Here is a 26,324-nt window from a genome sequence, read left to right on the forward strand (position 1 = left end):
ATGGCCGATGTGCTGATCGCGCTCGGCGGCAATGTCGGCGACGTGCGCGCGACGTTCCGCAAAGCCGTCTCCAACATCTGCGGCATGACGCAGGCGGCATTGCTGGCGCGGTCGTCGGATTACACCACGCCGCCCTGGGGCAATGAAGCGCAGGCGCCCTTCATCAACGCCTGCATCGAAATCGACACCAGCCTCGATCCGCATGCGCTGCTGTTCACGCTGCACAAGATCGAGAAGAAGTTCGGCCGCGACCGCGCCGCCGAGCAGCATTGGGGCCCGCGCACCCTCGACCTCGACCTGCTCGCCTATGACGACGTCAGGATCGACAAGCCGGAACTGACGCTGCCGCATCCCAGGCTGTTCGAGCGCGCCTTCGTGCTGGTGCCGCTCGCCGAGATCGTGCCCGACCGTATCATTGCCGGACGCAGCGTCAGGGACGCGCTGGCGGCGCTTTCGACCGACGGTATTTTGCGACTACCCGACCTCGACCAGCCCTGACCAGGCCCCGGGTGGCCTAAAACAACCGTTTGGCTTGGCGGCCGCCCCGTGGCAATTTCCGGCCAAATCAAGAGGCTACCCAAGGAACCACTGTCCGGATGACGACCACCACCAATGAGTTGCGATTAGCCGCGGATTTTGCCCCCGCGAATTACGAAGACTGGCGCAAGCTGGTCGACGGGGTGCTGAAGGGCGCGCCGTTCGAAAAACTGGTCGGCAAGACATCCGATGGATTGAAGATCGACCCGATCTACCCACGCGCGCAAGGCGCCGCCCCGATTGCAGGCCGCCCTGCGGCCGCGCCCTGGCAGATCATGCAGCGCGCCGATCATCCCGACGCCAAAGCGGCCAACGCGCAGGCGCTGCACGATCTCGAAAACGGCGCTACCGGGCTCACCCTCGTGTTCGCCGGTGCCAATGGCGCTTACGGCTTCGGGCTGGATCCCTCGCCGGAGGCCGTCGCGCAAATCCTCGACGGCATCTATCTCGATGCCGGCATCGGCATCGAACTCCAGATCGGCCCGCAATCGCGGATGGCGGCGATCCACGTCGCGGAATATATCCAGGGCAAGGGGCTCGATCCCGCCGCCTGCGATATCCGCTTCGGCCTCGACCCGCTCGGCGCCGGCGCGGTGTGGGGATCCAGCCCCCATAGCTGGTCCGAGATCGTGCCCGCGGTCACCAGCGCCATCAAAGGCCTCGCCGCGCTCGGCTTCAAAGGTCCGCTCGCGGCCGCCGACGGGCGCGTGATCCACGATGCCGGCGGATCGGAAGTTCAGGAGCTGGCGTTTGTGCTCGCCTCCGGCGTCGCCTATCTGCGCGCGATCGAAACGGCCGGCATCTCGCTCGAAGACGCGCAGGGCATGGTCTATGCGCGGCTTTCCGCCGACGCCGACCAGTTCCTGACGCTGGCGAAATTCCGTGCGCTGCGGCTGTTGTGGGCGCGGGTCGAGCAGGCCTGCGGCCTCGTGCCCAAACCGCTGTTCATCGCGGCCGATACCGCCTGGCGCATGCTGACGCAGCGCGACCCGTACGTGAACATGCTGCGGGCGACGATGGCGACCTTCTCCGCCGGCCTCGGCGGCGCCAACGCCATCGCCGTGCTGCCGCATACGCTGGCGCTTGGCTTGCCCGATCCGTTCGCGCGCCGCGCCGCGCGCAACACGCAGCTGGTGCTGCTGGAAGAATCCAACCTCGCCAAAGTATCCGATCCCGCAGCCGGCGCCGGCGGCATCGAGACGCTCACAGGGCAGCTTTGCGAAGCCGCGTGGTCGCTGTTCCAGGAGATCGAAAAGGCCGGCGGCCTGTTCGCCGCGCTCGAACAGAACCTGATCCAGCGCAAGGTCGCTGCAACGCGGGCCGTGCGCGAGACCAACATCGCCAAACGCCGCGACGTATTGACCGGCGCCAGCGAATTTCCGAACCTGCACGAGGCCGAGATCGCGGTGCTGGACGCAAAACCGATTGCGCTGGCGCCCTATGGCGAAGCCAAATTCAAGTTCGACGCGCTGCCGCCAATGCGGCTGGCCGCGCCGTTCGAGGCGTTGCGCGACAAATCGGATGCCAGGCTCAAGAATGGCGGCGCACGACCAAAAATCTTCCTCGCCAATCTCGGCACCCCGGCCGATTTCACCGCGCGGGCGACATTTGCAAAAAGCTTCTTCGAAACCGGCGGCATCGAGGCCATCGATACGCAGGGCTTTGCCGACCCGGCGGCGCTTGCCGCCGCATTCAAGGCCTCCGGCGCCGACGTCGCGTGCCTTTGCTCCTCCGACAAGGCCTATGCCGCCCACGCGACGGCGGCAGCCCAGGCCCTTCAAGCCGCTGATGCAAAGCATATCTATCTGGCAGGCCGGCCCGGCGAGCAGGAAGCGGGTCTTCGAGCGGCCGGCGTCGGTGACTTCATTTTTGCCGGCGGCGATGCGCTCGCAATGTTGCAGGCTGCATGGAAGCGGATGGAGTGAGCATGACATCGGAAAGAAAGGCTATTCTGACCGGCGGCTGCCAATGTGGCGCCGTGCGTTTCGCGGCTTATGCGGGCCCGGTCAAAATAGGCTTGTGCCACTGCCGCATGTGCCAGAAAGCGGTGGGCGGCCCCTTCATTTCGCTCGCCGAAGTAAAGCATGAGGATTTTGCGTGGACCCGTGGCAAACCGGCGACCTTTCGCTCGTCGACGATCGCCGAGCGCGACTTCTGCGCTGCGTGTGGGACGCCCCTCAGCTACCGGGTGATCGACGGAACGGTGATCGAGCTTACCACCGGCAGTTTCGACCGGCCGGACCTCGTGGTTCCGACCTACGCCACCGGCACCGAGTCCCATTTGGCTTGGGTCGGCAGGATCGGCGACCTGCCCGGCAGGAGCACCCTTGAGGGTACTGGTAGTGAAAAGCTTAGCCGTATCGTGAGCCACCAACATCCGGACCATGATTGAAGGCAGGCAGCAGGCCGAATGCCACAGACACCTTCAACAGGAAATATGGCCGGTCAGGATGAGCTGTCCCAACTCGAAGCCGAGCGCGGTCGACTGCTCTCCATGATCGCTTATCATAACGGACCATTCTATCCGATGCGGTCGCGCTCGCTGCGGTCGGCATCGCCGGAGGACCAGGCGCCGGCATGGTTTACGGCAGCCGGGATTGCCATCGTGTGCGGCATAGGAATTTTGATGGTGGCAGGGTTTTTCGCCGGCCAGGTTCCGGCTTCCACCGTCCTTTTCGTGGTAGTGGGTTTACCGCTATTGGCGTACATTTTTTCGCGAAGAATAACGTTGTTCGGTATTACGTTTCGAGCAGGAGAAGTGCTTGCGCTCAGTTCAGAGCAGATCGCAGGCGAGCCTGAGACTCTGAAGCGTCTCGCGGACTGCGAGGCACGGATAGCGAAATTGAAGGAAGGCCGCTCATCATGAGCAGAATACCCGATTTCACCGCTGTGAAGTTCGAGCCGGTCGACGCGCCGGCACCGACTGCCGGCGCCGAGCCATGGCTGACGCCCGAGGGCATCCTCGTCAAGCCCGGCTACAGCGAGGCTGATCTCGAAGGCATCGACTTCCTCGATACCTGGCCCGGCATTGCGCCCTATCTGCGCGGCCCCTACCCGACCATGTATGTCAACCAGCCCTGGACGATCAGGCAATATGCCGGCTTCTCCACGGCGGAAGATTCCAACGCGTTCTACCGCCGCAACCTCGCGGCCGGACAAAAGGGCCTTTCGGTCGCATTCGATCTGGCGACGCACCGCGGTTATGACTCCGATCATCCGCGCGTCTCCGGCGACGTCGGCATGGCCGGCGTGGCGATCGATTCCATCTATGACATGCGCACGCTGTTTGCCGGCATCCCGCTCGACCAGATGAGCGTGTCGATGACGATGAACGGCGCCGTGCTGCCGATCCTGGCGCTGTTCGTTGCCGCCGCCGAGGAACAGGGCGTACCGCCGGAGAAACTGTCGGGCACCATTCAGAATGACATTCTGAAAGAGTTCATGGTGCGCAACACCTACATCTATCCGCCTACCCCCTCGATGCGGATCATCTCCGACATCTTTGCCTACACCTCGCAGAAGATGCCGAAGTACAACTCCATCTCCATCTCCGGCTATCACATGCAGGAAGCCGGCGCGACACAGGACCTCGAGCTCGCCTATACGCTGGCCGACGGCGTCGAATATCTGCGCGCCGGGTTGGCGGCGGGCCTCGACGTCGACCGCTTTGCGCCGCGGCTGTCGTTCTTCTGGGCCATCGGCATGAACTTTTTCATGGAGGTGGCAAAAATGCGCGCGGCGCGCCTCTTGTGGGCCAAGCTGCTGACGCAGTTCAACCCCAAGGATCCGCGTTCGCTGTCGCTGCGGACGCATTGCCAGACCTCGGGCTGGTCGCTGACCGCGCAGGACGTCTTCAACAATGTGATGCGCACCACCATCGAGGCGATGGCGGCGACGCAAGGCCACACCCAGTCGCTGCACACCAACGCGCTCGACGAAGCCTTGGCGCTGCCGACCGATTTTTCCGCGCGCATCGCCCGCAACACGCAATTGTTCCTGCAGCAGGAAAGCGGCACCAACCGCATCATCGATCCCTGGGGCGGCTCTTATTACGTCGAACGGCTGACCCGCGATCTCGCCGCCAAGGCCTGGGGCCATATCCAGGAAGTCGAGGCGCTCGGCGGCATGGCGAAGGCGATCGAGGCCGGCGTGCCTAAGCTAAGAATCGAGGAAGCCTCGGCCAAGACGCAGGCACGGATCGACGCCGGGCGGCAGGCCGTGATCGGCGTCAACAAGTTCAAGCCGGTCAATGAAGCCGCCATTGACGTGCTGAAGGTGGAGAATTCCACCGTACGTCGGCTGCAGATCGACAAGCTGTCGCGGTTGCGCTCCGAGCGCAATCAGAAGGACGTCGACCAGGCGCTGGCGGCGCTGACGCGCAGCGCCGGCGAAGGCAACGGCAACCTTTTGGCGCTTGCCATCGACGCGGCGCGCGCCAAAGCCACCGTCGGCGAAATCTCGGACGCGATGGAGAAAGTGTTCGGACGGCATCGCGCGGAAATCAAGTCCATCACCGGCGTCTACAAGCGGGAGGCGTCCACCATGTCCAACCGGGTCGAAAAAGTGCAGGCGCTGATCGATGCGTTCGAGGATGCCGAGGGCCGCCGCCCCCGTATCCTGGTCGCCAAGATCGGCCAGGACGGCCACGACCGCGGCCAGAAGGTGATCGCGTCAGCCTTTGCCGACGTCGGCTTCGACGTCGATATCGGGCCGCTGTTTGCCACCGCCGACGAAGCCGCGCGGCAGGCGGTCGAGAATGACGTGCATATCCTCGGCGTCTCGTCGCTGGCGGCCGCCCACCTCACCGCGGTGCCGGAACTGAAGGCCGCGCTGAAGAAGCAGGGCCGCGAGGACATCATGATCATCATCGGCGGCGTGGTGCCGCCGCAGGATTACGAGGCGCTCTACAAGGCCGGTGCGGAAGCGATCTTCCCGCCGGGCACCGTGATCGCCGATGCCGCCGAAGAGCTGATCCACAAGCTCAATGCAAGGTTGGGGCATAGCGAGGCAGCGGAGTAGCCTCACCCGGCGCGGCGATCCAACGCCCGCTGCAACGACTGCGTCCAGTCCGGTATCCAGGACTGGAACAGCGTCCGCCAGCGATCGGCATCGTCAGGCGCGGTGTCGAGCGCGACATCCCATTCAATGAAGGTCCGGTCGCCCTCGACGATTCGCATCAGGTGCATGGTGCCCTCGTAGCGCGTCGGGCCTGGTGCTTCCGGCAGAAGATCTGCTGGAAACGGCAATGGCTCGATGCTGGCATAGGTCAGGCTGTGCTGCGCGTCGGAATGACGAGCCAGGCGCTGCCGGATCCAGGTGCCGAGATAGCAGAAGCGCCTGATGGCACCGACTTCGTCGCCGCCCTTGTCGTCCTCGATGACGCTTTCACTCACGCCATCGATATAGGCCGGATAATTGTTGAAATCGCGGATCAGCGACCACACGGTAGCAAGCGGATAATCCAGCACGGTGCTGTAATAGGCTGTCGTCATGTTACCTCCGCAGTCGATCGCGGCTGTCCAGTGACGCCGCGCATGGATACCTATCCGCGCTCCCCTGGTCGCCACCACCCGATTTCCGGATGTGTCGTGATGTCCCACCGGCGATCATCCCGCATCATCGCGTAACGCCTTGCGAGCGCAGCGCAAAGCCGCCTAGAATGCCGCATCACAAGAGCGCCCGCTGTCAGGGACGCCGCAGGGAGGGTTACCATGACCAAAATTACGCGCCGCGCATTTGCGGCTTCAACCGCCGCCGCAGCGGCCGTCGCGGGTTTTGGATTCAAGCCGGCGTTGGCGCAGGCTTATCCGGCACGGCCGGTAACCGTGATTGTGCCATGGGGCGCCGGCGGCGGCACCGATGCGACCGCGCGCATCGTGGCGGCCCTTTTGGAGAAGGACCTCGGCCAGCCATTCAACGTGGTCAATCGCACCGGCGGCTCCGGCGTGGTCGGCCATTCCGCCATCGCAACCGCGCCGCCCGACGGCTACACCATCGGCATGCTGACGGTGGAAATCTCGATGATGCACTGGCAGGGACTGACCGAACTGGCGCCAAAGAGCTACACGCCGCTGGCCCTGATGAACGAGGACCCGCCCGGCATCCAGGTCCCTTCAACGTCGCCCTACAAGACCGTGAAGGAGCTCGCCGACGCCATCAAGGCAGCGCCCGTCGGCAAGTTCAAAGCCTCGGGCACCGGCCAGGGCGGCATTTGGCATCTTGCGCTGGTCGGCTGGATGCAGGCGCTCGGACTTCCCGCAAATCAGGTGGCCTGGGTACCGTCGAACGGTGCCGCGCCCGCGATGCAGGATCTCGCGGCGGGTGGTCTCGACCTGACCACCTGCTCGGTGCCGGAAGCGCGCGCCATCATCGAAGCCGGCAAGGCGCGCAGCCTCGCAATCATGGCGCCCAAGCGCAACCCGTCATTCCCTGACGTGCCGACGCTGAAGGAGTCGATGGGGATCGACTATGCGACGGGCGCGTGGCGCGGCATTGCGGGTCCGAAGGGCCTGCCTGCGGACGTCGCGACCAAGCTCACGGCTTCGCTGAAGAAGGTCTACGACTCCAAGGACTTCAAGGACTTCATGAGCAATCGCGGTTTCGGAACGGTGTGGGGCGACGCGACGGAATTCGCAGCATTCATGGACAAGGGCGACGCCCAAATGGGCGAGGCGATGAAGGCTGCCGGCCTCTCCAAGGCCTGATCGGTCCCGCCGGTTCACTTGCTCGGAAATACGTGGGGCTCGTTGATGCGTCTTCCCGATCAAGTCACGGGATTGTTTCTTGTTGGCCTCGGAGCGGCGGCTGCCTATGGCGGCTGGCTGCTGCCGCCCGTGCCCGGTCAGCCGGTGGGCCCCAATATCTTTCCGCTGGTGATCGGATCGGGTCTCGCGCTTTGCGGGCTCGCGATCGCTCTCGGCATCGGCCACACCTTCGAAGAGGAAGAAGAGATTATTCCGCTCGAGGCCGGTCAAGCGCGGCCGCCCACCGGCAAGCTTTATGGCCTGCGCGCACTGTTGCCGCCGGCACTGCTGTTGTTCTACGTCGCGGCTGCAGACCGATTGGGTTTCATCATCACGGCCGCGCTGATCGTGTACGTGACGTCGAGCGCGCTCGGCGCGCGCTGGAAGCTCTCGCTGCCGCTCGCGGTGATGGCACCGATCGTCATCCATCTGATTTTCAGCAAGCTACTGCGCGTGCCGCTCCCGGCCGGGCTGTTGCCGATGCCGTGGTGACCCATGCTTAACACCCTGATTGAAGCGTTCGCGCTCATTTCCACCTGGGAAGTCATCGTCGCGATGCTGGCGGCATCGGTCTATGGCCTCGTCATCGGTTCGCTGCCCGGCCTGTCCGCGACGATGGCGACCGCCCTGCTGGTCCCGGTTACGTTCTATTTGTCACCGATCGCCGCGATTGCGACCATCGTGGCGGCGTCCACGATGGCGATCTTCTCCGGCGACATCCCCGGCGCGCTGCTTCGCATTCCGGGTACCCCCGCCTCGGCAGCTTACGCGGACGAAGCCTATGCCATGACCCGCAAGGGAGAGGCCGAACTGGCGCTCGGCGCCGGCGTATGGTTCTCCGCGGTGGGCGGTATCGCGGGCACGCTCTCGCTGATGATCCTCGCACCGCCGCTTGCCGAGATCGCGCTGTCGTTCTCGACCTTCGAATACTTCTGGCTCGCGTTCCTGGGCCTGATGTGCGCGACGCTGGTCGCGCGCTCTTCGCCCGTAAAGGCCATCGCGGGCATGTTCATCGGTCTGCTTGTCGCCTGCATCGGGATCGAAAATCCCGGCGGCGTGCCTCGCTTCACGTTTGGAATGACCGATCTGTTCGGCGGCATCGAGCCGATTCCGGCACTGGTTGGGGTATTTGCCGTGGCGCAAGTCATGCGTGCAATGCTGACGCCGGAACCGCCGCCAATCCCAAAGCGCAAGTTCGGAAGCATCATGGCGGGCCAGTGGAGGCTCACCAAGAAGTATCGCTGGCAGATGACACGCGGGAACATCATCGGCATCATCATCGGGGTGCTACCAGGCGCCGGTGCCGACATGGCCGCGTGGGTCAGCTACGCAATGTCCAAGCGCTTCTCGAAGGAGCCCGAGAAGTTCGGAACCGGCCACGTTGAGGGTCTGGTCGAAGCCGGCGCCAGCAACAACGCCAGCATCGCGTCGGGTTGGGTGCCGTCGCTGCTGTTCGGCATTCCCGGCGACACCATCGCGGCCATCGCCATCGGCGTACTCTACATGAAGGGATTGAACCCCGGCCCGACGCTGTTCACCGAGAAGGCGTCGAGCATGTATGCGATTTATCTCATGTTCATCATCGCCAACATCATCATGATTCCGCTGGGCATCGTCATGATCCGTCTGGCGAGTTACGTGTTGCGCGCGCCCCGTTCCTCCGTGATGCCCTTCATCATGCTGTGCTGCGCGGTCGGCTCGTTCGCCATCGGCAACAACATGTTCGGCGTCGTGACCGTCGCGGCCTTCGGAATCATTGGTTACGTCATGGAAGCCAACGGTTATCCGGTCGCCGCCATGGTGCTCGGTATCGTGATGGGCACCATGATCGAACAGAGTTTCGTGACTTCGCTGATCAAGTCCGATGGCAGCGTGTTGCCGTTCTTCGAGCGACCAATTTCCGCGATCCTCGCCGCCCTGGCGATCGGCGCGTTGATTTGGCCGGTGCTGGTCTGGGGGTGGCGACGGCTCAAGGCGATTTCGCCCGCCGCCGCGCCCCACTAACACTCCACACGATCCCCTCGCCTGCACCGCGCAGCCGTTGTAAACCAAGGCATGAACCGGCCGATTGCTCCCCCCGATATCGACAAGCTCGCCAAGGATCTGCGTTTGGGTCACCGCGCCGCACTGGCGCGCGCGATCACCCTGATCGAGAGCCGCCGTGGCGACCATCAAGCCGCCGCGCGCGACCTGGTGCAGGCGCTGCTGCCCGACACCGGCAAGGCCGTGCGTGTCGGCATCACCGGCTCGCCCGGGGTCGGCAAGTCAACCACCATCGATGCGCTCGGCATGTTCCTGATCGAGGGCGGCCACAAGGTCGCGGTGCTGGCGGTGGACCCGTCCTCGGCCCGCACCGGCGGCTCCATCCTCGGCGACAAGACGCGGATGGCGCGATTGTCAGCCTCCGACGACGCCTTCATCCGGCCCTCGCCTGCATCAGGCACGCTCGGCGGGGTCGCCGCGAAAACCCGCGAGGCGATGTTGTTGTGCGAGGCGGCCGGCTTTGACGTAGTGCTGGTGGAGACGGTCGGCATCGGCCAGTCCGAGACCGCGGTCTGCGACATGACCGATTTCTTCCTGGCCTTGATGCTGCCCGGCGCCGGCGACGAATTGCAGGGCATCAAGAAGGGTCTCGTCGAACTTGCCGACATGATCGCGGTCAACAAGGCCGATGGCGACAATATCAAGCGCGCCAATCTCGCGGCGGCCGAATATCGCGGCGCGCTGCATATCCTCACCCCCCGATCGGAGCACTGGCATCCGCCGGTGCTGACCTATTCGGCGCTGACCGGCACCGGCATGGACACGCTGTGGCAGAAGATCCTGGATCACCGCACCGCCATGAATGCGTCTGGTGAATTCGCGTCGCGGCGGCGCGAGCAGCAGGTGAAATGGATGTGGTCGATGCTGGAGCAGCGGATGATGGCGCGGCTGCGCGCCGACCCCGCGATTCGCGCGCGGGTGAAAAAGACCGAGGCCGAGGTCGCCGACGGGCGCATCACGCCGGCGGTTGCCGCCGAACAGATCGCGGAGATGCTGCGGTGAACGACAGGCTTCGCATTCTCGTCACCGGCTTCGGGCCGTTTCCGGGCGCGCCGTACAATCCGACGCAGGCGCTGGTTGAGCGGCTGCTGCGGCTGCGCCGTCCGGCCTTTGCCGACGTGGACATCTCGAGTCACATCTTTCCCGTGACCTACAAAGCGGTCGACCTCGAATTGCCTCAAGCGCTCGCAAAACACCGCCCGCAGGCAATACTGATGTTCGGGCTGGCGGGCCGCACCAAGCATGTCAGGATCGAGACCCGTGCGCGCAACGCCGTCACGCTGCTGTGGCCTGATGCGGCGCAAACCCGCGTCCGCAAGGGATCGATCGGGCTCGGTCCGGACGCGATGCGGTTTGGTCCGCATACGCTGCGGCTGCTGCGCGCTGCGCTGGCGACAGGCATCGACGCACGGCCATCGCGCGATGCCGGAAGTTATCTTTGCAACTATTTGAGCTGGCGCGCGATTGAGGCTGCTAGCACCGACAATCATCTCCGCCTGGCGTCGTTCGTGCACATCCCGCCGCTCGCACGCGGCAGCGCATTGCGGCGCAAGGGCAACGCACGCATCACGCTCGATGAGCTGGTCGATGCCGGCGAGGCGATGCTGCTGGAAATGGTGGTGCTGGCGCGACAGGCAGTGCTCACTTCGTAGGGTGGGCAAAGCGTAAGCGTGCCCACCATTCATTTCGCGCAAGAAATGGTGGGCACGGCGCAAATGCGCCTTTGCCCACCCTACGACTGATCTACCCAGGATTAACCCTACCCCCAACAATCGCCCTGTGCCGCCGCCCCGTTCACCATGCGCCGGCGCATTTTCGCGCTAGCTTTGGCCCTGCGAATGCCATGGCCTGCATTGCGCGAGGATATCAAATCATGGACGCAAAACGCCGCCAGTTCATGGGCGTTTCCGCCGCCGGCATTGCCGGCGCGTTGGCGATATCGCCGGACGCTGCGCGCGCGGCGCCGCCGGCCTCGACGTTCGGGCGCGACGCCACGCAATATGGCGTGCGCCCCGGCAGTCCCGACGATCAAACCAAGGCGTTGCAGCGCGCGATCGATGAAGCCGCGCGGGCGCAGGTGCCGCTATCGCTGCCGCCGGGCGTCTATCGCACCGGCCTGCTCCGTCTGCAAAACGGCTCGCAACTGGTCGGCGTGCGCGGCGCGACCAAATTCGTCTTCAGTGGCGGCGCATCTATGCTGCAGAGCGAAGGGGCCGGCGGCATCGGTCTGTCAGGCATCACGTTCGACGGCGGCGCCATCCCGTTGCCGACGCGGCGCGGCCTCATCCATTGCGCGGGCGGGCGTGACGTCCGCATCTCCGACTGCGAGATCACCGCCAGCGGCGGCAACGGCATCTGGCTCGAACAGGTCTCCGGCGACATCAGCGGCAACATCTTCACCAAGATCGCGACCACGGCGGTGGTGTCGTTCGATGCAAAGGGCCTGATCGTCTCGCGCAACACCATCATCGACACCAACGACAACGGCATCGAGATCCTGCGCACGGCGATCGGCGACGACGGCACGCTGGTCGTGGACAACCGCATCGAGGACATCAAGGCCGGGCCCGGCGGCTCCGGCCAGTACGGCAACGCCATCAACGCCTTCCGCGCCGGCAACGTGATCGTGCGCGGCAACCGCATCCGCAATTGCGACTATTCGGCGGTGCGCGGCAATTCGGCGTCCAACATCCAGATCTCAGGCAACAGCGTCAGTGACGTCCGCGAGGTCGCGTTGTATTCGGAATTCTCGTTCGAAGGCGCCGTGATCGCCAACAACACCGTCGACGGCGCCGCCGTCGGCGTCTCCGTCTGCAATTTCAACGAGGGCGGCCGCATCGCGGTCGTGCAAGGCAACATCATCCGCAATCTGCTGCCCAAGCGGCCGGCCGGCACCATTCCGGACGATGACGCCGGCGTCGGCATTTATGTCGAGGCGGACAGTTCCGTGACCGGCAATGTGATCGAAAACGCGCCCTCCTTCGGGATCGTGGCCGGCTGGGGCAAATATCTCCGCGACATCGCCATTACGGGCAATGTGATCCGCAAGGCCTTTGTCGGGGTCGGCGTGTCTGTCGTGCCGGGCGCAGGCACGGCGCTGGTCAACAACAACATGATTTCGGAAACCCCGCGCGGCGCCGTGGTCGGCCTCGACCACGCCCGCGCCATCACGAGCGACCTGTCCGCCGAAGGCGCCCAGCGTTACGCCCAGGTGGTGATCGGGACCAATGCGGTGCGCAGGTAGCTACAGCGCGTTGCGCAGCAGCGGGTACCGGTCCCTGATTGCGTCAAGATCCAGCGCCGGAGGCGACAGATCGTCCAGCGCCGGCGCATCGGGCACCGAGGGCGCCTCGGCACTATCGGCGAGTACGCTTTCCAGCGCGATCAGGACATCGCCCGGAACATCGCGTGGCGGCTCGGCGGCGACCGGGGCCAGGCTTAGGACCAGACTTGGAGCCGACGGAGCGTACTCACGCAGCCGCGCGCTGATTGTCAGCGTCGATTCGCGACGTCCGAGCCAGGACAGATCGACAGCGGTGTTGTCGAGCGAAGCCTCGCGCGTCTCCAGCTTGCGCCAGAGTTCGACCGCTTCCTTGGCTTCCCGGATATTTTCGAGAAATGCGTCCTCGGTATGAAAGCGCCGCCAGCGCCCAGTCTCGAACAGTTCGGTGAGGTAATCCAGCCGCTGTTCCGCAAGGTTGCACCAGCGCGCAACGATATCGCGGCCACGTGCCACGTCTGCATGATGTGTCATAAAACTGCCCGTAAGGAGAAGAACGGACGCAGACGCAACAGAGGCGAATCAACTGGACGTGGTGGGGATATTCTGTGGAAAACTTCTTGCTTGTCCAGTACGTGCCATTACGGGACGGCTCCCAGTGCAAGAAACCCGCATGAATGCTGGGTTACTCGCGCTATCCACCGTCAAGCCGTTCAATGGCATGGCCGCGTTGCGTGGAGCTTGCGGTGATTTCACGGACGGCGACGCGGTTCGATCAGCGCACGCACGCCCGATTGTGATCCAATCCCAAGCCAATCCCAAGCCAAGCTAAGTCCGCTTGATCTGTCTCGATGGCAGAACGGCACTCGCCCCGCATCAATGCGGGGGGTCCTAGCTCAGAAGCGGGGCGCTGAAAGGAAAAGACCCGTCCGGGGGGACAACCGGACGGGTCAAGCCATATGGGCGCTTGGGGTGGATGGGCGCTCGCGCCGAATACAGCCGATGGGGAGGGATAACCGCTCCCACATTCATTAGTCGCAGCAGCTTCGCGGGACGTTCAAAAGGCCGATCGATTTTTTTAACTTTTATTCGGGGCGAGCCGGCCGGAAATCACCGCGTAGCGGGGCGATTCACGTTGTTTGCGGCCGATTTCTCGGACGCCATCGACGGCGCCGAGTCGTTCATCGCTCTGCTCACGGAAGCGTTATCGGCGGGAGCCGGCGCCTTTTGAGAACCCGGAGCTCCCGAAACCGCGGCAAGCGGTACGGCGGGCGCGGCCGTCGAGGCGGTGACGGCCGCGAAAGCATCGACCTCGCCCGCCCCGAACATGTCGTCACGGCCGGGCGCGCCAAGGTCGCGGGCGGTCTTCGTCAGGATCGCGCGTAGATCGTTCGGTTTCAACGCAGGATTGCGCTCCAGCATCAGGGCGGCAATGCCGCTGACAAAGGCGGCGGAAAACGAGGTACCCGAGGTGATCTGGTATTTATCGTCCGGCGCCGGCAGGAAGATATCCGCGCCGGGCGCTGCGATGGCGATATGGACACCGCGGTTCGATGCCGCAAACAGCTTTGCCTGCGAGTCGGTTCCGCTCACCGCAATGACGTTCGGATTGGCGGCGGGATAGAGCGCCGGTGATTTGGCGCCGGCATTGCCGGCGGCGGCGACCATCAGGATCCCCTTGGCAGCGGTTGCGGCAACGCCACGCTCGATCAAGGGATCCTTCGGTCCTGCAAAACTCATGTTGATGATCTGCGCACCGTGCTCGGCCGCATAGTCCAGGCCCTTGAGGATCACATAGGAGGTGCTTTCCGCACCATTTGCGGCGCTGCCGAACGCACGGATCGCCAATAGCCGCGCCTCCGGCGCGCTTCCCATCAGCTTGCCATGCGCCACGATCGCGCCGGCAATGCCGGTACCGTGGACGTGCGGGCCTTCCTTGCTGCCGAGCGCATCGAAACTATCGGCAACCGAATTGACGAGTTCGGGATGTTTGACGTCAACGCCTGAATCGATCACCGCAATGGTGACGTTCATGCCGCGGACCAGCTTGTGCGCCTGTGGCAACCGAAGCTGGGCGACCGCGTATTGCGCGGCGTCGCCCTCGCTCATCGAGCGCTTCTGGTCTTTCTGGTCTTGCAGCATATAGCGGAAATTGAGCTGCACCGACTTCACGCCGCCGGCGCTGTCAGCGGCGAACTCACGGCGGACGACGTCCACCGGACGCTGATCGATGATCCGGAACAGGCCGATGGTGCCGCCGATCAGCGGGAATTCCTGCGAGGAGAGCCGCTCGAGGCCGTGGCGCCGGGCCAGTTCATCGGCCTGCGCCGGCGATAACGCGCTGTCGATCTCCGCTACCAGTTCGTTCGGGATCGCGCGCGTGTCGATCGCGGCCGCCTGCGGCGGCGCGTTGTTGCGCGGAGCGTTATTGCCCTTCTTGACGGAGGTGCCGTTGCCGCCGCCATCGACCGAGAGGATCGGGCGGTCGAAACATTCGCCGTCAGGACCGCGATTGGCGTATTGGCAGACCGGATAAAGGTTCGGCGAGAAACGCAGCGGAAGCGTCGGGTCCACACCGACACGCGAGATCTCGGGACGCCCGTTAGGTATCCGTCCCACCAACGTCGTGTCGCCGCCTCCGCCACCGCCGTGCGTGGTCGGCGGAACACGCGCGATGACCCCGGGACCGGGCCGGGTCGTGACGACAGGCCGGTTCGCAATGACAGGGCGGTTCGTGATGACGGGGCGGCTCGTGATGGCCGGATTGACCCGCGCCCCAACGGTGGGATTGATTCTGGACGTTGCGGACGGATTGATCGTCGGCACCCGGGAATTGAGGTTCAGGCTCGGCGTGCGCATGATGGCTTGCGCATCGGCTACCGAACCGCCGAACAGCACAAGCGGCAGCGCCATCGCCGACAATGCCCATGCCGCGCGCTGTGCCCTCATCCGCCAATTCACGCCAGCATTGACCATGGGACCTCAGCTTGGTCAGGCGACCGACGCCTTACGGCGTCGGCACCGCAAGATTGACGATCTTCTCGCCTTGCAACTTGCTCATCAGGTTCGTGACTTCGTCCTTGCCCAGCGCACGGTTGCCAAACTGCAGCCGGAACATGCCGCCCTTGGCGCCATCGACGATCGAGGCCTGATAATTTTCGAGCAGCGTATTGATGTCGGACATGCGCGCGTCAGGGTTAAACCGCACCAGCGCGCGCGGCGGCACCGCAGCACCGAGTTCGCGGGTAAGGGGCGCCGCCGTCTGATTCAGGCTCAGCGAAGCCGTTTGGAAGGAAGCAGTCTGATTCTTCATCAGCACCGCGCCGATCACCCCGGCCTGCAGCAGCAGCGCGACAGCGCCGAGGCTCGCCGACCAGGCCAGCGTCCGCGGCGAAAGCTTTGTGAAGAATTCCGCGATCCGCGCCGAGAGATTGATCGACACCGACGGCTTGCGCTCGGGCTCGCCGTCGATCGCCGCGAACAGCTTCTGCATGGCGCGCGCGGACGGCGCACCCAGGCTTTCGTTGAGATGAATGGTCTCGGCGTATTCCTCCTGGATGACGGCATATTGCTTGGCCAACGCGGGATCGCCGGCGAGCGCCTCATCGACGCGACGCGCATCGCGCGCGTTCAGCGTGCCGGCCGCATGGAATGGCAGCAGCATCTCGATTTCGCCGGGTTCTTGATCCAGCATTTTCTTGCTCATCGCCATCATGGCCAACCTCGCTCAATGCCGGCTGCCTTCAGCAGTTCGGCTAATTTCTTGCGCGCATAAAACAGACGCGTCTTGACGGTGTTTTCCGGAATTCCGACGATTTCGGCCACCTCTTCCACGGACTTCTCGTGGTAGTAGACGAGATCGACGATCTCCCGATGCTCAGGCGAAAGTGATGTCAGGCACTTGCGCAACGCATCACTGGTATCTTTCTTCTGCACCACCACTTCCGGATCATCGGACGTATCCTCGATCGCGTTCGCGGTCTCATCGTCCAGTCCAACATCCTTCCGGCGCCTAAGTGCCGACAGGGCCTTGAACCGCGTAATCGCCAGCAGCCAGGTGGTAACGGCGGATCGGCCTTCGAACTTGCCAGCCTGACGCCACACATCGAGAAACACCTCACTGATGAGGTCTTCCGCAACCTGTTCGTCCCGTACGAGCCGAAGCCCGAAACGGAACACCCTGACATGGTGCCTTCCGTAAAGCACCTGCATGGCGAGCCGGTCGCCTTGAGCGATCCGAGCGATCAGAATTTCGTCTGAAGCCGCCTGTGTCGCACTCAATTGCCGTCTCGCAAGGTTGGTCGGGGGGAGATGGCGGAGGGTTCGATTGCCGAGGCAAGATTCTTCACATTACGGCAATGAACCATTTGCATGTGTGATCTACCCCACATAGGCGCACCGGCCGCCAAAGGCGCCGGCGAGAACGAACAAAGCCCCAATTTCGGTATCATAATACGGCGTTACTTTCCTAGAGAGCGCGCGATCCGGTGCGACCATACCAAGGGTTAGTCCACAAGGCAGCATCTGCTTGCAGCTTGGGCTGCCACGCAATGGTTCCGGCAGTTCAAATCGGCCGAATTTCCGTTGCGAAACAGAGTAGTGGCAGGTGTTTTAACGGACCAGATTCGGTTCCAAAAGATACCAAACCTAAAGGCTTTCCCACTTAGATTTTTGCCGAGTTCCATCAACGGCGAGTCCATGGGCACCGCGGCCTCCTCATTCGTGAATCCGGCCGATCTGGATGGCGTCGGTCCCCAGCCGGCGGCGAAGGCGCTTGCCCGGCGCGCCAAGCAGCGCCGCCAGATCCTGATTTTGATCGGGGTCAGCTACATCATCGACGCCGGGGTCCTGCTGCTTTATGCGCAGGCCGGCTCGATACCGCCCACGATCGCCCCGGCCTATGCGGCTTCCGGCCTGACGCTGGTGATTTTCAGCCTCATCCTTTCGCAATTCGGGTTCAACGAGCGCTTCAAGGATCATTATCTGGTCGCCCCGCAGGCGACCATCTGCATGCTGATTGCGCTGGCGTTCACTTATGTCGCGCCGGAAGTCGGCGGGATGTTCCTGTGCACCCTGTTCATCGTGTTCAGCTTCAGTTCGCTGCGCTCGATCCCCGCGCAGACCATGATGATCTGGACGGCGATGACGATCGGCCTGGCCGGGCTGTTCCTGTTGACCGACAGACCGATCTCGATGCCGCATGGCAGCCACCTCGAGCGCTTTGCCACCCTTTTGGTGTTCGTCCTGACCATCGGACGCTGCATGTTCCTCGGCATCTTCTCCAGCTCGCTGAAGCAATCGCTCTATCAGAGCGGGCTGAAACTCAAGGAAGCCTACAAGCGGATCGAGGAGCTCGCCGAACTCGACGAACTCACGGGATCGTATAACCGCCGCTGCATCATGCGGATGCTGGATGAAGAGATCGCCCGCGCCGGCCGCAACGACGCGCCCTGCTCGATTGCATTGATCGATCTCGACTGGTTCAAGCGCATCAACGACGCCTTTGGTCATCCGACCGGCGACGAGGTGCTGCGGACTTTCGCCATCACCATGTTCGCCAACATCCGCGGCGTCGACCGCTTCGGCCGCTACGGCGGCGAGGAATTCCTGCTGGTGCTGCCCGGCATGAGCACGGACCACGCCATGCGGGCGCTCGATCGGCTGCGCGGGATCATTGCAGAGCTCGACTGGAGCGCATTCTCGCCCGACATGAGCGTGACCATTTCCGGAGGCGTCGCGACGCTGAAGCCGGAGGAAACCCCGGACATATTCCTCGCCCGCCGACAGCGCGCTTTACGCAGCCAAGGCACAGGGACGCAACCGCATCACCAGCGCCTGAACCGACCATTTCAGTTGTTCCGGCGACGGAGAAACCGTCGCCGGGCTTTTGCTCCAGGATAGAGTCATATGAGTTCGAAGTCCGCTATCGCCCCCATGAGCCTGCTCGACGAACTGCAGACCACGCTCGCGCACGGGACGGTCGCCCGCCGGGTCGAAACCTTGCGCCGGGTGACCGACCTTTTCATCAACGGCGCAGTGGACTTTTCGGACGAACAGGTCGGGCTGTTCGACGATGTCTTCCAGTGCCTGATCGATCACATCGAGACCTCAGCCAAAACATTGCTGGCCAACCGTCTCGCGCCGATCGACACCGCGCCGCCGCTGACGATCCGGGCGCTGGCATTCGACGACGTGATCGAGGTCGCCGGGCCCGTGCTGTCGCAATCGGCTCGGCTCGACGACAAGACCCTGATCGAGAATGCGCGCAGCAAGAGCCAGGCCCATTTGATGGCGATCTCGACGCGAAAAGTGTTGAGCGGAGCGGTCACCGACGTGCTGGTCCAGCGCGGGAATGATGAGGTGATCCAGAGCACGGTCAACAACCCGGGCGCGGAATTCACCGAGCGCGGCTTTACGAGGCTGGTCAACCGCGCCGACGGAGACGATAACCTCGCGACCTGCATCGGCCTGCGTCCGACGATTCCGCGACATCTGTATTTGAAGCTGCTCGCCAAGGCGTCCGACGCGGTCCGGCAGCGGCTGGAGGCGGCCAACCCGCAGCTGGCGGCGCAGGTGCCGAACGCGGTCAAGGAGGCGACGCGGCGTGCGCGCTCCGCACCGTCGGCGATCACCAGGAACACCGAGATTGCCCACGCGCTGGTCAAATCGCTTCATCAGGACGGCCGGCTCGACGAATTCCAGGTGGCGTCATTTGCCCAGGCCGGCAAATTCGACGAAGCCAACGCCTCCATCGCAGCGCTGGCCAATGTGCCGGTGGCAATCGCCGAGAACATGATGATCGAAAGCCGCGCCGAAGGCGTGATGATCCTGGCGAAAGTGGCGAGCCTGTCATGGTCTACGGTTCGGGCGATAATCAACATGCGCGACGAGTTGACGGGCGGGGAGCCGACCGACATATCGGCGTGCAAGGATACCTATGAGCGGCTGCGGCCATCGACTGCCCAGCAGGTGTGCGCTTCCATCGCATGCAGCAAAACGCGCCCGCGAAGTGAGCCACAATTTGTGTCGTTCCGGCGAACGCCGAGACGACAAAAGAATCAGAATCTCAGCAGTTTCGATCCGGCGAGCGCCCCGATCGCCGTGACCAACGCGGTCGAGAGCGTGTACCAGGTCGCCACGAACAGCGGTGAATCATCGGTGCAATGCGACGCGTAGAGCGTCGCGGCCAACCCCGCCGACAACATTCCGGCGATAGCGCCGGCCAGAGCGGGCCGCGCCGGCGCGCCGTGACGCAGGCCGATCAGCGCGCCTGCCAGGATCGGCAATGACAGCAGCGGGATCGCCGTCATGCACATCCGCGAATTGTTGCCCATCAGCCGCGTCATCATTGGCACCCGCTGCGGCATCATCATCTCGCCGCCGATGCCTGCGGTCAGAAGCCCGGCCGGGATCAACAGCAGCCAACCGAAGCCACGCAGCGACGCTTCCGGCCGCGACAGATGCAGGCTGACGGCAATGGCCGCGATCGCCAGCGCCAGCGTCACGGCGAACTTCAGATCGAAGAACGGATTGCGCATCGCCGTCATCACATCGGGCCGGATGCCAAGCTCGGTGAAGAACATCAAAAGCGAGACGGGAGCCGCCGCCATCAGCGCCAGCATCAGCGCAAAGCCGACCGGCCGCGCGCGGTGCGCGTTGTCGGCAGCCAGGGTTTTGATGAGCTGATCGGTATCCATTCTCATTGTTCCCGTAACTTCGCCGTCAGGCTGGTCAAGCCCCGATGCAGCGCGACCCGCACCGCGCCCTCGCTCATCGCCAGTTTGGCCGCGGTATCCTTGATCGAAGCACTCTCGACGGCGATCGACTGGAGGACGTCGCGCTGGCGCGCCGGCAGCGACGCCAACTGGGCGGCGACCTCGCCCGCTGACGCCGTCTCAACCGGGGCCTCGCCCGGGAGCACCTCGGCGAAATCGTCGATATTGACGAACACCCGCCGGCCCCGGCGCCGCAGCGCGTCGATCAGCTTGTTGCGGGCGATCGCAAACAGCCATGGGGCAAACGGGGCGCTGACGTCCCAGGTGTGCCGCTTCAAATGCACCGCCAGCAAAATGTCCTGCACGATGTCCTCGGACTGATCGACCGGTTGCCCTGCACGCGTGAGCCCGCGGCGCGCCGCGGCCCGGAGCACCGGCGTGACGGCCTTGAGCAGGCGATGATACGCCGTACTTTCGCCTGAAATGGCCGACCGCATCAGGCCGGTCCATTCGTCCTCACGTTCGCGCACGCGCGCTCCCACCTTGCAATTCGGTCGCTTTTTCAATTTGTTACGTCAGGGGGCCTCGATCACGAAGTCGTGATCATGGTCCTTGATGTGTCTCTTCGCGCAGCCTCCCCGGGAATCGGGACCGCAGGTTCCTTGCCGGCTGGCTCATATCATCGATCGCTCCGGCTCGCACCCGCGCGCCGCCAGCCCGACCAGCTGCGTACCGAAGAATACAACAAGCGTATTCGGTTGCTGCAACGCAGCTGCCCTGTTTTTGCCCGGTCTTGCCCGAAGATTCCCTTTTTTTGCCCCGCTGTGGACACGGGGCGGGGTCTCATTTCGGTTCGGGGGCGGGCAAATGGGGAGATTGCCATATGATTGTCAAAGCCAGCGGGCGCTCGGCATTGATATTAGCAACAGGGCTCTTCGTATGTTTCGCGGGGCCATCGCCGGCGACGGCAGCCAGCACGGACCGCGCGGCCGCCACGTCGAAGTCGGAAAGCGCGACGTCGGGAAAGTCCGTCCGCCAGAGCACCCGCCACTGGAAGCGCTACACGCGTCGATCGGGCAAAGTCGTGTCGAAACCTGCCGAGACCAGGAAAGCGGTTGAGATCGCCGACGCCTCGGCCGGCGGCGCGCTCACGATTCCGGCGTCGGTCGCCAACGCCAATGCGCAACTGGCATCCGCCGATACCGCCCCTGGAAGCGCCCAGGCGATGACAGCAAAGGCCAATATCCTGCTGGCGTCGGCCGACAAGCCGGGGGAAGCGCAGGCCACCACCGATGCCGTGGTTTCATCTGATCAGCTCAACGATGTCGATCGGGCCCTGCAGCAGAACCCGGCCACGCAGACCGTCGCGATGGCCGCGGCTAAACCCGCCCCCGCGGCGCCGGTCCTGGCTTCCAGCAATGAGAGTTCGACCTGGGATCAGACCTCGTTGATCGGAAAAATCTTTATCGCCTTTGGCGCATTGCTGACGATGGCCTCGGCGGCGCGCATGTTCATGGCGTGAGGTATCGGGCACCGGACGCGGCGAAATGCGTCCGGGCCGCCTCTTCAGCCCACTTGAAGCCCCTCCCGTCAGCGGGCACATTGCCCGCCAAATCAGGCACCCGGGGTGAACCATGGCTACGTTCGAACACATCATCGTCGAAAGCAAAGGCGCGGTTGGCATTATCACGCTGAACCGCCCGAAAATGCTCAACGCGCTGTCGTTCGGCGTGTTTCGCGAGATCGCCGCCGCCGTCGATGACCTCGAATCCGACGACGCGATCGGATGCATTCTGGTCACCGGCAGCGAAAAGGCCTTTGCGGCCGGCGCCGACATCAAGGAAATGCAACCAAAGACCTTCATCGACATGTTCTCCAGCGATTTCGCCGCCATCGGCGGCGACCGCATCGCCACCTGCCGCAAGCCGACGATCGCGGCCGTCAGCGGCTATGCGCTCGGCGGCGGCTGCGAACTTGCGATGATGTGCGACATCATCATTGCCTCCGACACCGCCAAATTCGGCCAGCCGGAAATCACGCTCGGCACCATCCCCGGCATCGGCGGGACCCAGCGGCTGACGCGCGCGATCGGCAAGTCCAAGGCGATGGATCTCTGTCTCACGGGACGAATGATGGACGCAGCGGAAGCCGAGCGTTCGGGCCTGGTCAGCCGCGTCGTGCCGGCTTCCAGCCTGATGGACGAAGCGCTGGCGGCGGCGGAAAAGATCGCCTCGATGTCGCGCCCCGCGGCCGCGATGGCCAAGGAAGCCATCAACCGGGCGTTCGAGACGCCGCTGTCGGAAGGCATGAATGTCGAGCGCAATCTGTTCCACTCGACCTTTGCGCTGGAAGACCGCTCCGAGGGCATGGCGGCATTCATCGAAAAGCGCAAGCCGGTGAACAAGAACCGGTGAGAGCCACCTCTCCCCCGGTGTCGTCCCTGCGCACGCAGGGACCCATACGCCGCAGCCGTCGTGTTGAGACTCCGACGGCAGACATCTTTGTGCAAGCAATCACGCCCTGTGGTTATGGGTCCCTGCGTTCGCAGGGACGACGCTAAACTACCTGCTCCTTGCCAGCGCCGCATTCACCAGCGCGCGATAGGCCCGCTCGACAAAACTTGTTGGCTTATCGAGGCCTAGCCGAGCCAGGCATTCGAGACGCGCGGCGTTCGGCGGCTGCGTCATTCCCTGCCACAACAGCCCCGGCAACCGCAGCGGCGTGCGCTGGGCATCCCGCAGCAGCTGCAAAGCCGGGATCAGCCGCTGTTCGGTTTCGGTGAAATCGCTGCCGAACGGGAACGACGGCAGCAGGCCCGCCTCGCGCGCGGGCTTTAACGCGGCTGCGATCGCTTCCGGAAAATTCCGGCGATGCGCGCGCGGAATTTCAAAATCCTTCGGCAGCTTGCCGGCATCCTTGGCCACCTTTGCGAGTTCGCCCTGGAAGCGGGAGTCGGTTATTGAAAGCATCGCCGCGATGGTTTCGGCGTCGGATTTTCCCCTGACGTCAGCGACGCCATATTCGGTGACGAAAACATCGCGCAGGTGCCGCGGAATGGTCTGATGGCCGTAGTTCCAGAGGATGTTGGATTGCGACTTCGCGCCGATCTGCCGGGTCGATTCCAAAGCCAGAACGGATCGCGCGCCCTGCAATGCGAACGCCTGCGCCACGAAATTATACTGACCACCAACCCCGCTCACGACCTGGCCGTTCTCGAGGCCGTCGGAGATCGCAGCGCCCATCAGGGTCGCCATCATCGCATTGTTGACAAAGCGCGCATCGACACGTGCGCGGCGTTTGGCATCCTCGTCGCCATAAAGCTGGTTGGTGAACGACACCGGCATCATCTGGATGCGCGCGATCTGCTCCGCCGGCATTTCGCGCAGCGTGCGATAAAACGCTTTCGGCCCGAGGAAAAACGCGCCGTGCAGCGTCACGCCGTCGACTTCGCGCTTCAGAACGCCGGCGTCGATCAGGCCGAGAAACGCCTCGAACAGCATTTCGCTGACGCCGTACAGCCCCTTCTCGAACGGTCCGGCCTGCGGCACCGCTTGGTCCGGCGCGAGCCGCTTCATGACCGCTTGGAATTGCGCATTGTCGCGGTGACGAACGATCAGGCCCTGCGCCAGCGCATCGCCGACCTGCCCGATGCCGATCTGCAGCGTGCCTCCGTCAGGCACGAGACCCGCGGCATGCAGGCCGATGGCGTATTTGGTGTCGCTGATCGGCTCGGCCGGCGGCGCGAACAGCGGAAAGTCCGTCTCGGGGCTGTCGAGCAGCGCGCTGAATTCGCCGCCCGCCAGATCACCGGCGCCGGGCATGAACGGCAGTTCGGAATTGACCTGGCCCACCAGCCTGAACGACGCCCGGCCCTCGGCGCGGGCGCGCAAAATGTCGAGCGTGGTGTCGGTGTTGCAGCTCAGGCTGTAGCGCGCGACGCCACCCTCCACGCGCTTCGCCACCAACTGGGTGACGACATTGAGCCCGCGCGCCAGCAGATAGGACGCGGCATGCGCGTAGTTTGCGGAAATGTAATGCTGCTGCGGATACGGCACCTGCAGCCACTTTCCGGCGAGGAAGAAAAATTCAATCACCTGGATGTTGGGCGGCAGCGCGCCGGCATGCAGCGCGGCGGCGTACGTCAAATCGGGATAGCCGCCGAACAGCCGGTCGATCACAGGACCGATGAAGCGCTTTTCAAGCAGGCTGCCCGGCTTCGGTTTTTCCAGTGTCAACGCGGAAAACAAGGTCAGGTTGATCGAGCGGTCGGCCGCCGCACGCGCATAGAGCGCATTGATGATGTGGTTGGCCTTGCCGAGCCCAAGCGGCAATCCGACCACGAGGTTGGTTCCGACATCGCGGATGATGTCTTCCGCGATCGCTTCGGGGTCGGAAAACAGTTTCGGCATCAAAATGCGGACCCGGCGTCATGAAACGCCAACCGCCCTGGAATAAGACGCCGGCTGCTCCGAGCTATAACGCATTTGTTACCGAACTTCGTCTGTGACGAACCTGCAACAGCCAAGCGCCGAATTCCTGTGAGGATGTCGCGCGACCGTTTGCCAGTGGCGGCACCGCCCCCTAAACAGGTAGATGTGACGAGGCCGTCGGCGGGGGCGGACGGGCTTTGGGTAGTTGCGGGATCAAATGGTTGGGCGTGCCGCTAGAGTTGGCCACGTTGCAAGGCGCGTGCTTCGAACAGGCATTTGCCTTGGCGTCGTGATTTGCGTGGCTTTTGCCGCGGCAGGCGCCCAGGCCGAGAACCTCCCGGACGCACTGGCCAAGGCCTATCAGACCAATCCGCAGCTCAACGCCGAACGCGCGCGCCAGCGTGCCACCGACGAAGGCGTGCCGCAGGCGCTGGCGGGGTACCGGCCGCAGATCGTCGCCAGCCTCACCGCCGGCCTGCAGGCGGTCCGTAACCTCCTGCCCGACAACACCGTGCAGTCGGCGAATCTGAAGCCCTGGACCATCGGGGTGACGGTGACCCAGACCCTGTTCAACGGCTTCAAGACCGCCAACAGCGTTCGTGTCGCGGAACTGCAGGTATCGTCCGGCCGCGAGGCCCTGCGCAATGTCGGCCAGGGTGTGCTGCTCGATGCCGTCACCGTCTACACCAACGTGCTGGCCAATCAGTCGCTGGTGTCAGCGCAGCGTTCCAACGTCGCGTTCCTGCGGGAAACGCTGGGCATCACCCAGAAGCGCCTCAACGCCGGTGACGTGACACCGACCGACACGGCCCAGGCCGAAGCCCGACTCAACCGTGGCCTCGCCGACCTCAACGCCGCCGAGGTTGCCTTGGCCATCAGCCAGGCCACCTATACCCAGGTGATCGGCAACGCGCCGACGCAGTTGAACCTCGCCGAAACCGTCGACCGCTATCTGCCCCGCAGCCGCGATGACGCCATCGGCCTCGCTTTCCGGGAGCATCCAGCCGTGATGGCGGCCGCCTTTGACGTCGACGTTGCCTCGACCAGCATTCGCGTCGCCGAAAGCAGCCTGATGCCGACCATCACGATGCAAGGCAGCGTCAGCCGCAGCAAACAGTCGGACCCCACGCTCGGCACCTTCGGGACCGACCAGGCTTCGATAGCCGGCCAGCTCAACCAGCCGATCTACGATGGCGGCATGGCGGCCTCGCAGACCCGGCAGGCCAAGGAAATCTCGGCCCAGAGCCGGCTGGTGCTCGACCAGGTCCGCAACCAGGCGCGCACCGCGGCGGTCGGCGCCTGGGTTGCCAATGAAGGCGCCAAGGTCGCGGTGTCCGCTTCCGAATCCGAAGTGCGGGCTGCAACGGTCGCCTTGCAGGGCGTGCAGCGTGAGGCCGCGGGCGGCCAGCGCACCACGGTCGACGTGCTGAACTCGCAGCAGGACCTGATCCTGGCGAAGGCGCGCTTGATCGGCGCACAACGCGACCGCGTGATCGCCTCCTATACCCTGCTCAGCGCCATCGGCCGGCTCGACGTCAAGACGCTGGGGCTCAACACGCCGGATTACCTGCCGGAAGTGCATTACCATCAGGTGCGCGACGCCTGGCACGGCCTGCGCACGCCGTCGGGGCAATAG

General features: G+C 64.1%; 22 protein-coding genes and 2 pseudogenes. 16 read left to right on the forward strand and 8 right to left on the reverse strand.

Annotation, left to right across the window (positions count from 1 at the left end):
* From folK to scpA, 5 genes are all read left to right on the forward strand, one after another.
* Positions 1–498, forward strand: a complete 498-nt coding sequence (gene folK / locus JQ575_RS11370; protein ID WP_212033289.1) for a 2-amino-4-hydroxy-6-hydroxymethyldihydropteridine diphosphokinase — start codon at positions 1–3, stop codon at positions 496–498.
* A 98-nt stretch (positions 499–596) separates the two neighbouring features.
* Complete coding sequence (locus JQ575_RS11375) at positions 597–2,462, forward strand: methylmalonyl-CoA mutase subunit beta (protein ID WP_212033290.1); 1,866 nt, start codon at positions 597–599, stop codon at positions 2,460–2,462.
* Positions 2,463–2,464: 2 nt separating this feature from the next.
* Positions 2,465–2,929, forward strand: a complete 465-nt coding sequence (locus JQ575_RS11380; protein ID WP_212033291.1) for a GFA family protein — start codon at positions 2,465–2,467, stop codon at positions 2,927–2,929.
* 18 nt (positions 2,930–2,947) lie between these two features.
* Positions 2,948–3,403 carry a hypothetical protein gene (locus JQ575_RS11385; protein WP_212033292.1) on the forward strand — a complete coding sequence of 152 codons (456 nt, stop codon included), beginning with the start codon at positions 2,948–2,950 and terminating at the stop codon, positions 3,401–3,403.
* On the forward strand, positions 3,400–5,556 hold the full coding sequence (gene scpA, locus JQ575_RS11390; protein WP_212033293.1) for a methylmalonyl-CoA mutase: 2,157 nt from the start codon (positions 3,400–3,402) through the stop codon (positions 5,554–5,556). Before JQ575_RS11385 ends, scpA begins: the two co-directional genes overlap by 4 nt.
* Positions 5,557–5,558: 2 nt before the next feature.
* On the opposite strand, the gene JQ575_RS11395 is transcribed toward scpA, so the two are convergent.
* Positions 5,559–6,029, reverse strand: coding sequence for an SRPBCC family protein (locus tag JQ575_RS11395; RefSeq protein ID WP_212033294.1), 471 nt, complete (start codon positions 6,027–6,029; stop codon positions 5,559–5,561).
* A 219-nt stretch (positions 6,030–6,248) separates the two neighbouring features.
* Here JQ575_RS11395 and JQ575_RS11400 point away from each other — a divergent pair, with 219 nt between their 5' ends.
* The 6 genes from JQ575_RS11400 to JQ575_RS11425 all read left to right on the forward strand — a co-directional run bounded on the left by JQ575_RS11400 (position 6,249) and on the right by JQ575_RS11425 (position 12,567).
* Positions 6,249–7,241, forward strand: coding sequence for a tripartite tricarboxylate transporter substrate binding protein (locus JQ575_RS11400; RefSeq protein ID WP_212033295.1), 993 nt, complete (start codon positions 6,249–6,251; stop codon positions 7,239–7,241).
* Positions 7,242–7,286: 45 nt separating this feature from the next.
* Positions 7,287–7,772 (forward strand): tripartite tricarboxylate transporter TctB family protein, encoded by a 486-nt coding sequence (locus JQ575_RS11405; protein WP_212033296.1) that lies wholly within the window; start codon positions 7,287–7,289, stop codon positions 7,770–7,772.
* Between the two features lie 3 nt (positions 7,773–7,775).
* The gene (locus JQ575_RS11410) at positions 7,776–9,284 is read left to right on the forward strand and encodes a tripartite tricarboxylate transporter permease (protein WP_212033297.1); all 1,509 of its coding nucleotides are present in this window, start codon (positions 7,776–7,778) and stop codon (positions 9,282–9,284) included.
* A gap of 51 nt (positions 9,285–9,335) precedes the next feature.
* The gene (meaB, locus tag JQ575_RS11415) at positions 9,336–10,325 is read left to right on the forward strand and encodes a methylmalonyl Co-A mutase-associated GTPase MeaB (RefSeq protein ID WP_212033298.1); all 990 of its coding nucleotides are present in this window, start codon (positions 9,336–9,338) and stop codon (positions 10,323–10,325) included.
* Positions 10,322–10,975: a pyroglutamyl-peptidase I gene (locus JQ575_RS11420; RefSeq protein ID WP_212033299.1), complete on the forward strand. Its 654-nt coding sequence runs from the start codon at positions 10,322–10,324 to the stop codon at positions 10,973–10,975. Before meaB ends, JQ575_RS11420 begins: the two co-directional genes overlap by 4 nt.
* Positions 10,976–11,196: 221 nt before the next feature.
* Positions 11,197–12,567 (forward strand): TIGR03808 family TAT-translocated repetitive protein, encoded by a 1,371-nt coding sequence (locus JQ575_RS11425; protein ID WP_212033300.1) that lies wholly within the window; start codon positions 11,197–11,199, stop codon positions 12,565–12,567.
* Here JQ575_RS11425 and JQ575_RS11430 read toward each other — a convergent pair whose 3' ends face one another.
* The 4 genes from JQ575_RS11430 to JQ575_RS11445 all read right to left on the reverse strand — a co-directional run bounded on the left by JQ575_RS11430 (position 12,568) and on the right by JQ575_RS11445 (position 16,824).
* The gene (locus tag JQ575_RS11430) at positions 12,568–13,077 is read right to left on the reverse strand and encodes a TIGR03809 family protein (RefSeq protein WP_212033301.1); all 510 of its coding nucleotides are present in this window, start codon (positions 13,075–13,077) and stop codon (positions 12,568–12,570) included.
* Between the two features lie 576 nt (positions 13,078–13,653).
* A complete protein-coding gene (locus JQ575_RS11435; protein ID WP_212033302.1) occupies positions 13,654–15,492 on the reverse strand; it encodes a S8 family serine peptidase in 1,839 nt (612 codons plus the stop codon).
* 58 nt (positions 15,493–15,550) lie between these two features.
* Positions 15,551–16,258, reverse strand: a complete 708-nt coding sequence (locus JQ575_RS11440; RefSeq protein ID WP_212033303.1) for a hypothetical protein — start codon at positions 16,256–16,258, stop codon at positions 15,551–15,553.
* Positions 16,255–16,824 (reverse strand): sigma-70 family RNA polymerase sigma factor, encoded by a 570-nt coding sequence (locus JQ575_RS11445; RefSeq protein WP_192737403.1) that lies wholly within the window; start codon positions 16,822–16,824, stop codon positions 16,255–16,257. Before JQ575_RS11445 ends, JQ575_RS11440 begins: the two co-directional genes overlap by 4 nt.
* Before the next feature lie 417 nt (positions 16,825–17,241).
* On the opposite strand from JQ575_RS11445, the pseudogene JQ575_RS11450 reads away from it, so the two are divergent.
* Together JQ575_RS11450 and JQ575_RS11455 are read left to right on the forward strand one after the other, a co-directional pair.
* Positions 17,242–18,382, forward strand: a pseudogene (locus JQ575_RS11450) (GGDEF domain-containing protein).
* 68 nt (positions 18,383–18,450) lie between these two features.
* A pseudogene (locus tag JQ575_RS11455) lies at positions 18,451–19,556 on the forward strand (DUF2336 domain-containing protein).
* Positions 19,557–19,601: 45 nt separating this feature from the next.
* Here JQ575_RS11455 and JQ575_RS11460 read toward each other — a convergent pair.
* Together JQ575_RS11460 and JQ575_RS11465 are read right to left on the reverse strand one after the other, a co-directional pair.
* On the reverse strand, positions 19,602–20,240 hold the full coding sequence (locus tag JQ575_RS11460; protein ID WP_212033304.1) for an NrsF family protein: 639 nt from the start codon (positions 20,238–20,240) through the stop codon (positions 19,602–19,604).
* Between the two features lie 2 nt (positions 20,241–20,242).
* Positions 20,243–20,788, reverse strand: a complete 546-nt coding sequence (locus tag JQ575_RS11465; protein WP_212033305.1) for a sigma-70 family RNA polymerase sigma factor — start codon at positions 20,786–20,788, stop codon at positions 20,243–20,245.
* Positions 20,789–21,141: 353 nt separating this feature from the next.
* Here JQ575_RS11465 and JQ575_RS11470 point away from each other — a divergent pair, with 353 nt between their 5' ends.
* Together JQ575_RS11470 and JQ575_RS11475 are read left to right on the forward strand one after the other, a co-directional pair.
* A complete protein-coding gene (locus JQ575_RS11470; protein ID WP_249166588.1) occupies positions 21,142–21,780 on the forward strand; it encodes a hypothetical protein in 639 nt (212 codons plus the stop codon).
* A gap of 112 nt (positions 21,781–21,892) precedes the next feature.
* Positions 21,893–22,672, forward strand: coding sequence for an enoyl-CoA hydratase (locus tag JQ575_RS11475; protein ID WP_212033306.1), 780 nt, complete (start codon positions 21,893–21,895; stop codon positions 22,670–22,672).
* Between the two features lie 147 nt (positions 22,673–22,819).
* On the opposite strand, the gene JQ575_RS11480 is transcribed toward JQ575_RS11475, so the two are convergent.
* Positions 22,820–24,667 (reverse strand): acetyl-CoA hydrolase/transferase C-terminal domain-containing protein, encoded by a 1,848-nt coding sequence (locus JQ575_RS11480; RefSeq protein ID WP_212033307.1) that lies wholly within the window; start codon positions 24,665–24,667, stop codon positions 22,820–22,822.
* 238 nt (positions 24,668–24,905) lie between these two features.
* On the opposite strand from JQ575_RS11480, the gene JQ575_RS11485 reads away from it, so the two are divergent.
* The gene (locus JQ575_RS11485; RefSeq protein ID WP_212033308.1) at positions 24,906–26,324 is read left to right on the forward strand and encodes a TolC family outer membrane protein; all 1,419 of its coding nucleotides are present in this window, start codon (positions 24,906–24,908) and stop codon (positions 26,322–26,324) included.

This window comes from Bradyrhizobium sp. JYMT SZCCT0428 (genome assembly GCF_018131075.1).
Lineage (GTDB): Bacteria > Pseudomonadota > Alphaproteobacteria > Rhizobiales > Xanthobacteraceae > Bradyrhizobium.

What these genes read in the sequence shown, in the direction of transcription:
- JQ575_RS11400 (WP_212033295.1), top strand. Translation starts at nt 6,249, where the DNA reads ATGACCAAAATTACGCGCCGCGCATTTGCGGCTTCAACCGCCGCCGCA.
- JQ575_RS11460 (WP_212033304.1), bottom strand. Translation starts at nt 20,240, where the DNA reads ATGGATACCGATCAGCTCATCAAAACCCTGGCTGCCGACAACGCGCAC.
- JQ575_RS11435 (WP_212033302.1), bottom strand. Translation starts at nt 15,492, where the DNA reads ATGAGGGCACAGCGCGCGGCATGGGCATTGTCGGCGATGGCGCTGCCG.
- JQ575_RS11440 (WP_212033303.1), bottom strand. Translation starts at nt 16,258, where the DNA reads ATGATGGCGATGAGCAAGAAAATGCTGGATCAAGAACCCGGCGAAATC.
- folK (WP_212033289.1), top strand. Translation starts at nt 1, where the DNA reads ATGGCCGATGTGCTGATCGCGCTCGGCGGCAATGTCGGCGACGTGCGC.
- JQ575_RS11410 (WP_212033297.1), top strand. Translation starts at nt 7,776, where the DNA reads ATGCTTAACACCCTGATTGAAGCGTTCGCGCTCATTTCCACCTGGGAA.
- JQ575_RS11485 (WP_212033308.1), top strand. Translation starts at nt 24,906, where the DNA reads ATGGTTGGGCGTGCCGCTAGAGTTGGCCACGTTGCAAGGCGCGTGCTT.
- JQ575_RS11385 (WP_212033292.1), top strand. Translation starts at nt 2,948, where the DNA reads ATGCCACAGACACCTTCAACAGGAAATATGGCCGGTCAGGATGAGCTG.
- JQ575_RS11480 (WP_212033307.1), bottom strand. Translation starts at nt 24,667, where the DNA reads ATGCCGAAACTGTTTTCCGACCCCGAAGCGATCGCGGAAGACATCATC.
- JQ575_RS11380 (WP_212033291.1), top strand. Translation starts at nt 2,465, where the DNA reads ATGACATCGGAAAGAAAGGCTATTCTGACCGGCGGCTGCCAATGTGGC.
- JQ575_RS11395 (WP_212033294.1), bottom strand. Translation starts at nt 6,029, where the DNA reads ATGACGACAGCCTATTACAGCACCGTGCTGGATTATCCGCTTGCTACC.
- JQ575_RS11430 (WP_212033301.1), bottom strand. Translation starts at nt 13,077, where the DNA reads ATGACACATCATGCAGACGTGGCACGTGGCCGCGATATCGTTGCGCGC.
- JQ575_RS11470 (WP_249166588.1), top strand. Translation starts at nt 21,142, where the DNA reads ATGATTGTCAAAGCCAGCGGGCGCTCGGCATTGATATTAGCAACAGGG.
- scpA (WP_212033293.1), top strand. Translation starts at nt 3,400, where the DNA reads ATGAGCAGAATACCCGATTTCACCGCTGTGAAGTTCGAGCCGGTCGAC.
- JQ575_RS11425 (WP_212033300.1), top strand. Translation starts at nt 11,197, where the DNA reads ATGGACGCAAAACGCCGCCAGTTCATGGGCGTTTCCGCCGCCGGCATT.
- meaB (WP_212033298.1), top strand. Translation starts at nt 9,336, where the DNA reads ATGAACCGGCCGATTGCTCCCCCCGATATCGACAAGCTCGCCAAGGAT.
- JQ575_RS11475 (WP_212033306.1), top strand. Translation starts at nt 21,893, where the DNA reads ATGGCTACGTTCGAACACATCATCGTCGAAAGCAAAGGCGCGGTTGGC.
- JQ575_RS11375 (WP_212033290.1), top strand. Translation starts at nt 597, where the DNA reads ATGACGACCACCACCAATGAGTTGCGATTAGCCGCGGATTTTGCCCCC.
- JQ575_RS11405 (WP_212033296.1), top strand. Translation starts at nt 7,287, where the DNA reads ATGCGTCTTCCCGATCAAGTCACGGGATTGTTTCTTGTTGGCCTCGGA.